Raw genomic sequence first — 7,483 nt, forward strand, 5'->3', positions numbered from 1 at the left:
TCATCAACATGTTCGCGGCCGCCCTGGCCGGCATCCTGATCCCGCTGCTGCTCGACCGTTTCAAGGTCGATCCGGCGGTCGCTTCGGCGGTTTTCGTCACCACGGTCACCGATGTCGTCGGCTTCTTTGCCTTTCTCGGCATTGCCACATGGTGGTTCGGTGTGCCCTGAAGGCACCTGTCGTGTCTCAATTGACTTTTACGTAAATGCCATGCGAGGCTTGCGCGGGGCGCCATATCGATTCCGGCATGGCATGGGTTTTGGTTCGGGACGGAAGGGCGCCGCATGGCGATCGTTTGGGATTCCGGCGTGCGGGAGTGGCAATGCGAGAATATTATTCGATCACCGAGTTGACTCGCGAGTTCGACGTATCGACGCGGACGCTGCGCTTCTACGAGGACGAGGGGCTGGTGCAGCCAGTGCGGCGTGGCCGCACGCGGCTGTTTCGCCCGTCCGACCGCCACCTCATCCGCCAGATCATGCGCGGCAAAAGGCTCGGTTTCTCGATCAACGAGATCCGCGAAATCATCCAGATGTACAAGGCGCCGCCCGGCGAGGTCGGTCAACTCAAGCTGATGATCAAGCGCATCGAGGAAAAGCGCGAGGATCTCAGACAGAAGCGCCGCGACCTCGAAGAGACACTTGCCGAACTCGATCAGGCAGAGGAATCTTGTGTGGAGCGGCTGGTTGAGCTTGGCGTGAATACGTAGCGCTCGTCAAATCCAGCGCCGCACGCGTTTCGCGTAATCGCGGTATTTCTTGCCGAACTTCGCGGCCAACACCTTTTCCTCGCCTTCGATCGCGGCCTTCTGCGTGGCATAGGCGGCGATGAACGCGAGCGGCAGGAACCACACGATGCCTGAGACAAAGGCGACGCCGATCAAAAGCAGCGTGTTGGCCAGATACATCGGATTGCGGGTGACGCCGAAGGGACCTGTGGTGACGAGGTGATCGGGCACCGCGTTGGGGTTGAGCGTGGTCTTGGCCCGGATCATGGTGCGGATCGCGGTGAACCAGAGTGCGGCGACGGCAAACAGCGCCACCCAACCGGCGGCGAAAAGGATATCGCCCAGGATGTCGCCGATCCAAGGCAGGGGATAGAGCAGGCCAAGCGCGATGCTGATGGCGATGGCGGCGGTATAGATCAGCGGCGGCCACGGTATGATCCCCGGCTTCGGCTGGTTCTCGGTCATTGGACCCCTTCCTCCATCAACTTGCTATCGGTTTTGGCTGTGCACATGCCGGCAAGATCGGACAAATGTGCCCTCCATTCCGCAGTCTGGTCGTTGTTGTAGAGCCGATCAAGCGTGGCCTCGCCCTCGAGCGTATCGAGCATGCAGACACAGTAGCTTGAACAGAACTCCGTGTCGCGCGACTGTTCGCAAGACAGTTGGCAGGTTTTGAGGAAGTTCACCTGCGGGGTTTCGACCTGTGCCGGCATGATCTGCGAGAACAGCCACACGCAGCCGATCAGCAGCGGCTGGTGAATCAGGTAGAAGGCCAGGCTGTGGCGGCCGATGAAGACGAGCGGGTTGGCCCAGCGGCCGGGCTTGAGGTTCGCCAGCCCCGTCAGGACACCCGCGCCCGTGGCAAGCTTGGCGACGCCGATGCCGAGAAGCACAGCGCCGAACCATGGCAACAGGGGCACGTAGTCGTTGGAACGTGGATTGTTCGCCGACAGGCCGACCCACCACAGCCACGGGTGATCGAAGGCCTCCAAGCGCAGATAGACAGGCGCCGCGATGACGAGCGCGGCAACGACCAGCGTCAACAAAGCCGGCAGCCGCAGGAAGGCGAGGCCAAGCAGGCTCGCCAGCGCTATCTCGTGCAATATGCCGAAGAAGATGAAGCCGTCCGGCGTGGCGATGCGGGTGACGACCGAAATCGCGATCGCGGCTCCGGCGACCATGGCGAATCGCTTCCAGAAGCCGTTCCAGCGGATTTGTCGGCCATGGGCGAGGTACAGGCTGACGCCAACCAGGAACAGGAAGGTCGAGGCGATGCAGCGCGCGTAGATCTTCCACCAGCCGAAGGCGGTCAGGCCGGGATCGGTGTAGCCGAAGAATTCCAGATCCCAAGTGAAATGGTAGCTCGCCATGGCGATCAGCGCGATGCCGCGCACGATGTCGATGGCGACGATGCGTTTTGGTCGATCCTGAACGGGTGCGGTCGGCGTTTGGATGCTCATGGTCTCGCATTCTGATTCAGCCCCGCAAGACGACTATCACGGTTGCACCGGACAACAGAAGACCGTGAGCTTTGCCGCGGACGCCGGACCAGGCGCCGCATTAGGCCAGTGGCGGGAAGCCTTTGGCCGACTTCGCTTTTACCGGATACGCGTCGGTTTCCTCTTATTGGCGCGGGGATGGCCGCGCCAGATTTGGCCCTGTGATTCTGCTTGGGGAAGCAATGTCCACCCATGTGCGCCATCCGATCTGGCTACCGGCCCTCAAGGCCGCGGACGCGCGCACCTTCGCTTCGCTCTATGCGGTCGAATCCTTTGCTCGCGCCACCGTGTCGAGCGTCATCCCGATCCAGGCCTATGAGATCCTGCACAACGAGCAGATCGTCTCGATCCTCTACACCGTCGTGGCGATGCTCGGCCTGTCGGTGACATTGTTCATGCCGATGCTGATCCGCCGCTTTGCCCGCCGCTGGGTCTACACGGCCGGCGCCTGCCTGCTCGCCATCGGCTCGCTGTTCTTTGTCACCGACACGCTTGCCGGGCAACTGGCCGGCATGCTGTGCCGCGTGATGGGCGCAAGCGCGCTGTCGATCACGCTCAACCTCTACATCATGGACCACATCCGCAAGACCGATTTCATGCAGGCCGAATCGCTGCGCATGGCATGGTCGATGTTGGCCTGGACCGGCGGGCCGACGCTCGGCATCTTCCTCTACACGCGCTTCGGCATCTATGCCGCGCATGGTGCGGTCGCGGTGTTCGCGATGGCCTTACTGGCGCTGTTCTGGACCTATAGGCTCGGCGACAACCCCTCGATACGCCCGGGCAAGACGCGACCAGCCAATCCGCTGGCCAATATCGGCCGCTTCATCGCCCAGCCCAGGCTGCGGCTGGCGTGGCTGATCGCTTTCGGCCGCTCCTGTTTCTGGACGACATTCTTCGTCTATGGGCCGCTGTTCATGGTGATCACCGGCGAGGGCAAGCTGGCCGGTGGCCTGCTGGTTTCGGCCGGCAACGCGCTGCTGTTCATGGCCATCTTCTGGGGCAAGGCAGGAAAGCGCTTCGGCGGCCGCAGGACCATGACATTTGCCTATTTCGCCATGTCTGCCACGCTGCTGGCGGCGGGCTTCGTCGGCGAAACCGTGCCGCTGCTCACCGGCGCCTTCCTGCTCTGCGGCGCCTTCTTCACCATTGCGCTCGACGCCCTCGGCTCGACCGCCTTCATGCGCTCGGTGCGCTCCTATGAAAGATCGCAGATGGCGGCGGTCTATCGCACCTATCTCGACTTTTCCGAGCTGACGCCGCCGCTGGTCTATTCCGTGGTGCTAGCCTTTTTCGGTCTGGGCTCGGTGTTCGTCACGCTCGGCCTGCTGGCGGCGGTTTGCGGCTTTGTGACGTGGCGCTATTTGCCGAAATCGCTTTAGTCGCCGACTAGGCGGTTGCCTCGCGTGCCGCATGCCGCTCGCGCACCCAGTTGTGGAAGCGGTGCAGGTCGTATTCCTCGGGCATCAGCACGCCGGCTTGGTGGCGCAGCGAGCGCAGGCCTCTCTGGTTGACCTCGCAGATCGTCGCATCCTCCTCCAGCACCTGCGTGCCGAAGGCAACGATGTTGTCGATGTCGGTCGTGGCGAGCGCCTCGGGCGCAAACAGCCATTCCGCGACAAGCTCGGTCTGCTCGGGGCCGAGCGGTACCAGCCGGACTGACCTGACATAGTCGACATGGCCGACGATGAACATCGACGGCAGGCTGGTGGCATAGGTCTGGCCCGTGGCGCGCTCGACTGGCGTGAGGTTGGCGAAGACCGGCCCATGCGCCTGGCCGTCGCGCGACCATGTTTCGGCTCCTGCACGCAGGCCGCCGGAAAATTCCGGTGCATCATTGTCGGCGTGGCGAGCCCATTCGGGATCGTCGTGCCGGCCCATCAGGCCACGGCCATAGATCGGCACCAGCCGCGACAGGTCCTTGTGGACGCCCGGGCAATGCAGGCACTCGTTGAAGTTTTCCCAAAAGATCTTCCAGTTGCAGTTCATCACCTTGCGCAGTACGTGGCCGCTGACCAGCGTCTCCAGCGGCCAATTGCCGAGATCGCCGGAGGCGGGATCGAAGGATGCCTGCGCCGAACCGGTCGCGTCTTCGGTGAGGTTGATGAAGACGAAGCCGCGCCACACCGAGAGTGCGACCCGATAAAGGGGGTGGCCGGCCTTGTCGAAGCCTTCCGGCAGCGATTTCGACGGCACGCGCACGAGGTCGCCACGCAGGGAATAGGACCAGGCGTGGTAGGGGCAGGTGATCAGTCGCGCCTTCAGCCGGCCTTCGCTTTCCTGGCAAAGCTGCGAGCCGCGATGGCGGCAGGTGTTGTGAAAGGCGCGCAGCTCGCCGGTCTCGTCCCGCAACACGACGATGTCCTGCGTGCCGATGCGGAATCGGCGGAAAGCCAGTGGTTGCGCTAGGTCGGCCTCGCGGCAGACGAGCAGCCAGCTTCGATACCAGATGGCGTCGAGATCCTTTTGATAGGCTTCTGCGTCCCAATAGGTCGACGAGGGCAGGGTCGGTTCGGCCCGGGTCAGGCCGTTGTAGGGATCGCGCTCGCTGGCAATGGGCTGCATGGCTGGCTTCCTCTAGAGATGTCAGCCGACACCCGGCCAGGAAAATTGTCAATTGCGGCACCGGCGGGTCTCGGCTGGTACGACGCATTCGCGATGGTTGCCGGCGGAATTTGGTTTGCCGGAGGCGAGGATTCTGCCTATAGTCACCAATGTCGTCGGTTCCATTTTGGAGCCAAGAGGGAATGCGGTGAGGGCGAGTTTCGCCCAATGCCGTGGCTGCCCCCGCAACTGTGTGCGGTAGTCCTCTCCATATGCCACTGAAGATGTTTTCTTCGGGAAGGTGGGGAAGGGCGCTGATCCGCGAGCCAGGAGACCTGCCGGCGACAGGAAACTGACTTCGATGCCCTCGGGTGGAGGGCGAAAGGACAAGATATGACTACCGCTTCCGTCTCCCTCGGCGCCTCCGTCTCCTCGCAGTCGCGCTTCATGCAGCTCGCTCTTGCTGCGTTTCTCGGCATTTTCGTGATGGGCTTTGTCGGCTTCTCGCATATCGATGCGGTCCACAATGCGGCTCACGACTATCGCCATTCGATGGCGTTTCCCTGCCACTGACGAGGATCTGACATCATGAACCTGTTTCGCAACGTCGTGTTCATCGCGGCGATCGCAGGGCTCGTGGCCGGCGTCGTTCTCGCCTGCATGCAGGCCTATGCCACCGTGCCACTCATCCTCAAGGCGGAAGTCTACGAACAGGCTGGAGGCGGCCATGAACATGAGCACGCTGCCGCTCCGGCGGCGCCTGCCGATACCACCAGCGGCAACGCGATGAGTTCGGCCGCACCGGCAACAAACTCCATGAGCGCTGCCACGCCGGCACCGGCGGCACCCGCGGAAGACGAGGGTTGGGCGCCGGCAGACGGTTTCGAGCGTTTCGCGTTCAGCGTGCTTGCCAATATCGTCACCGGTATCGGCTTCGCGCTGATCCTGGTCGCGGTTTCGGAATTCGCCGGCGGCATCGGCAATTGGCGCCAGGGCGTGTTCTGGGGCCTTGCCGGCTTTGCCGTGTTTACGCTGGCGCCTGGCCTCGGCCTGCCACCGGAACTGCCGGCCATGCCGGCTGCCGATCTGACCGAGCGCCAGATCTGGTGGTGGGCAACGGTGGCGGCGACCGCGGCCGGGCTCGGCCTGATCGCCTTCCGAAAGTCGCTGCCGCTGGCGATCTTGGCTGTGGCCTTGATCGTCGCGCCGCATATTGTCGGCGCGCCGCAGCCCGACAGTTACAAGACGGCGATTCCGGAAGGCCTGCATCACCAGTTCGTGGTGGCGGTGACAGTGACCAATCTGGTGTTCTGGCTGGTGCTCGGCGCGGTCGTCGGCGTGGTGCGCGGCCGCTTCACCGGCACCGCGACCAGCCTGCGCGACAGCTTTGCCTGATCGCAAGCTTACCTTTCTCATCGGTGGTGCGCGCTCCGGCAAGAGCGCGCACGCCGAAACCCTGGCGACGGGTTTGCCGCCGCGTTGGACCTATGTCGCCACGGCGCAAGCCTATGATGACGAGATGCGTGAGCGCATCGCGCTGCACCGCTCACGGCGCGGCGAAGGCTGGACGACCATCGACGCACCGCTCGATCTCGCCGGCGCGCTCGGGGCCTTGCCTGACAACCAGCCTGTGCTTATCGACTGCCTGACACTGTGGCTGACCAACCATATGCTCGCCGACCACGATCTCGAGCTTGAATGCCGTCGGCTGGCGGACGTGCTGTCGCGGCCGCGTGGACCCTGGTTCGTGGTGTCCAATGAAGTCGGCCAGGGCATCGTGCCCGACAATGCACTGGCACGCCGTTTCCGCGACGCCGCCGGCCGGCTCAACCAGCAGGTCGCTGCCATCGCCGATACGGTGCTGCTGATGGTGGCGGGGCTGCCGCTCCAGGTGAAATGACATGACCGATATCGACAACAAGGACGAAGAGCGCCACCGCGCCAAGATGGCCAAGCGCAAGGCCGTGCAGGATGCCGAGGTGGCGAGCAAGACGGTCGAGAAGGGGCTGCTGATCGTCAACACCGGCCCGGGCAAGGGCAAGACCACGGCCGCCTTCGGGCTGGCGCTGCGGATGCTCGGCTATGGCAAGCGCGTCGGCGTCGTCCAATTCATCAAGGGGAAGTGGCATACCGGCGAGAAGGACGCCTTCGCCGCCTTCGGCGATCGCGTCGTCTGGCACGCGATGGGCGAGGGGTTCACCTGGGAAACGCAGGATCTGAAGCGCGACATCGCCGCGGCCGAAGCCGCGTGGGCCAAGGTGCTTGAGCTGATGGCCGATCCGTCGATCAGCCTTCTGGTGCTCGATGAACTCAACATTGCGCTGCGCTACGACTATCTCGATCTCGACAGAGTGGTTGCAGCGCTGAAAGCGCGGCGCGAGGGCCTGCACGTGGTCGTCACCGGCCGCAACGCCAAGCCGGCGCTGGTCGAGGCCGCCGACCTCGTCACCGAAATGGGCGTGACCAAGCACCATTTTTCCGCAGGCGTGAAGGCCCAGCAAGGTATCGAGTTCTAAGAGCTTTTACCCCCCACAAAAAGGGAGGGTGAGATCAGGCCACCATGAAAATAACCGAGACCAGCCCAAACAACCCGATCAGCAGATAGTCGGCGACGCGATAGAGTTTCAGCGCCTGCCTTATGTCGGTGCTGTCGGCTTCGCGCCGGCCGCCTTCGCCCATGAAGACGTCGTCGACCAGGACGCCGCCATAGAAG

Annotated in this window: 10 protein-coding genes, 1 pseudogene and 1 riboswitch; of the genes and pseudogenes, 7 read left to right on the forward strand and 4 right to left on the reverse strand. The window is 63.4% G+C overall.

Annotated features, from left to right (window positions below):
- On the forward strand, window positions 1–170 hold a 170-nt coding region (locus EN935_RS14995), incomplete at its 5' end, for a magnesium transporter (protein ID WP_206534519.1).
- 152 nt (window positions 171–322) lie between these two features.
- Complete coding sequence (locus tag EN935_RS15000) at window positions 323–709, forward strand: MerR family DNA-binding transcriptional regulator (protein ID WP_056596491.1); 387 nt, start codon at window positions 323–325, stop codon at window positions 707–709.
- A gap of 6 nt (window positions 710–715) precedes the next feature.
- Here the strand turns inward: EN935_RS15000 and EN935_RS15005 are convergent, their stop codons facing one another.
- On the reverse strand, window positions 716–1,192 hold the full coding sequence (locus EN935_RS15005; RefSeq protein ID WP_109667921.1) for an isoprenylcysteine carboxylmethyltransferase family protein: 477 nt from the start codon (window positions 1,190–1,192) through the stop codon (window positions 716–718).
- Complete coding sequence (locus EN935_RS15010; RefSeq protein ID WP_127265715.1) at window positions 1,189–2,187, reverse strand: DUF1624 domain-containing protein; 999 nt, start codon at window positions 2,185–2,187, stop codon at window positions 1,189–1,191. The genes EN935_RS15005 and EN935_RS15010 overlap by 4 nt, the downstream gene beginning before the upstream one ends.
- A gap of 221 nt (window positions 2,188–2,408) precedes the next feature.
- On the opposite strand from EN935_RS15010, the gene EN935_RS15015 reads away from it, so the two are divergent.
- A complete protein-coding gene (locus EN935_RS15015; protein ID WP_126069437.1) occupies window positions 2,409–3,608 on the forward strand; it encodes an MFS transporter in 1,200 nt (399 codons plus the stop codon).
- A gap of 7 nt (window positions 3,609–3,615) precedes the next feature.
- Here the strand turns inward: EN935_RS15015 and EN935_RS15020 are convergent, their stop codons facing one another.
- On the reverse strand, window positions 3,616–4,791 hold the full coding sequence (locus EN935_RS15020) for an aromatic ring-hydroxylating dioxygenase subunit alpha (protein WP_127263243.1): 1,176 nt from the start codon (window positions 4,789–4,791) through the stop codon (window positions 3,616–3,618).
- Window positions 4,792–4,930: 139 nt separating this feature from the next.
- Window positions 4,931–5,128: riboswitch (cobalamin riboswitch) on the forward strand.
- A 35-nt stretch (window positions 5,129–5,163) separates the two neighbouring features.
- Between EN935_RS15020 and EN935_RS15025 the strand changes: the two genes are divergently transcribed.
- From EN935_RS15025 to cobO, 4 genes are read left to right on the forward strand one after another with little or no spacing between them, the layout of a single operon-like run.
- Window positions 5,164–5,343 (forward strand): CbtB domain-containing protein, encoded by a 180-nt coding sequence (locus EN935_RS15025; protein WP_109667912.1) that lies wholly within the window; start codon window positions 5,164–5,166, stop codon window positions 5,341–5,343.
- Window positions 5,344–5,358: 15 nt separating this feature from the next.
- Window positions 5,359–6,165, forward strand: a complete 807-nt coding sequence (locus EN935_RS15030; RefSeq protein WP_127263242.1) for a CbtA family protein — start codon at window positions 5,359–5,361, stop codon at window positions 6,163–6,165.
- Entirely contained in the window at window positions 6,158–6,670 is a 513-nt protein-coding gene (gene cobU / locus EN935_RS15035) for a bifunctional adenosylcobinamide kinase/adenosylcobinamide-phosphate guanylyltransferase (protein ID WP_127263241.1), read from the forward strand. The genes EN935_RS15030 and cobU overlap by 8 nt, the downstream gene beginning before the upstream one ends.
- Window position 6,671: 1 nt before the next feature.
- Window positions 6,672–7,286, forward strand: a complete 615-nt coding sequence (cobO, locus tag EN935_RS15040) for a cob(I)yrinic acid a,c-diamide adenosyltransferase (protein WP_127263240.1) — start codon at window positions 6,672–6,674, stop codon at window positions 7,284–7,286.
- 34 nt (window positions 7,287–7,320) lie between these two features.
- Here the strand turns inward: cobO and EN935_RS42050 are convergent.
- A pseudogene (locus EN935_RS42050) lies at window positions 7,321–7,483 on the reverse strand (cobalamin biosynthesis protein); the annotation flags it as partial.

The sequence above is a fragment of the Mesorhizobium sp. M7D.F.Ca.US.004.03.1.1 genome (genome assembly GCF_003998635.1).
Classification (GTDB): domain Bacteria; phylum Pseudomonadota; class Alphaproteobacteria; order Rhizobiales; family Rhizobiaceae; genus Mesorhizobium; species Mesorhizobium loti.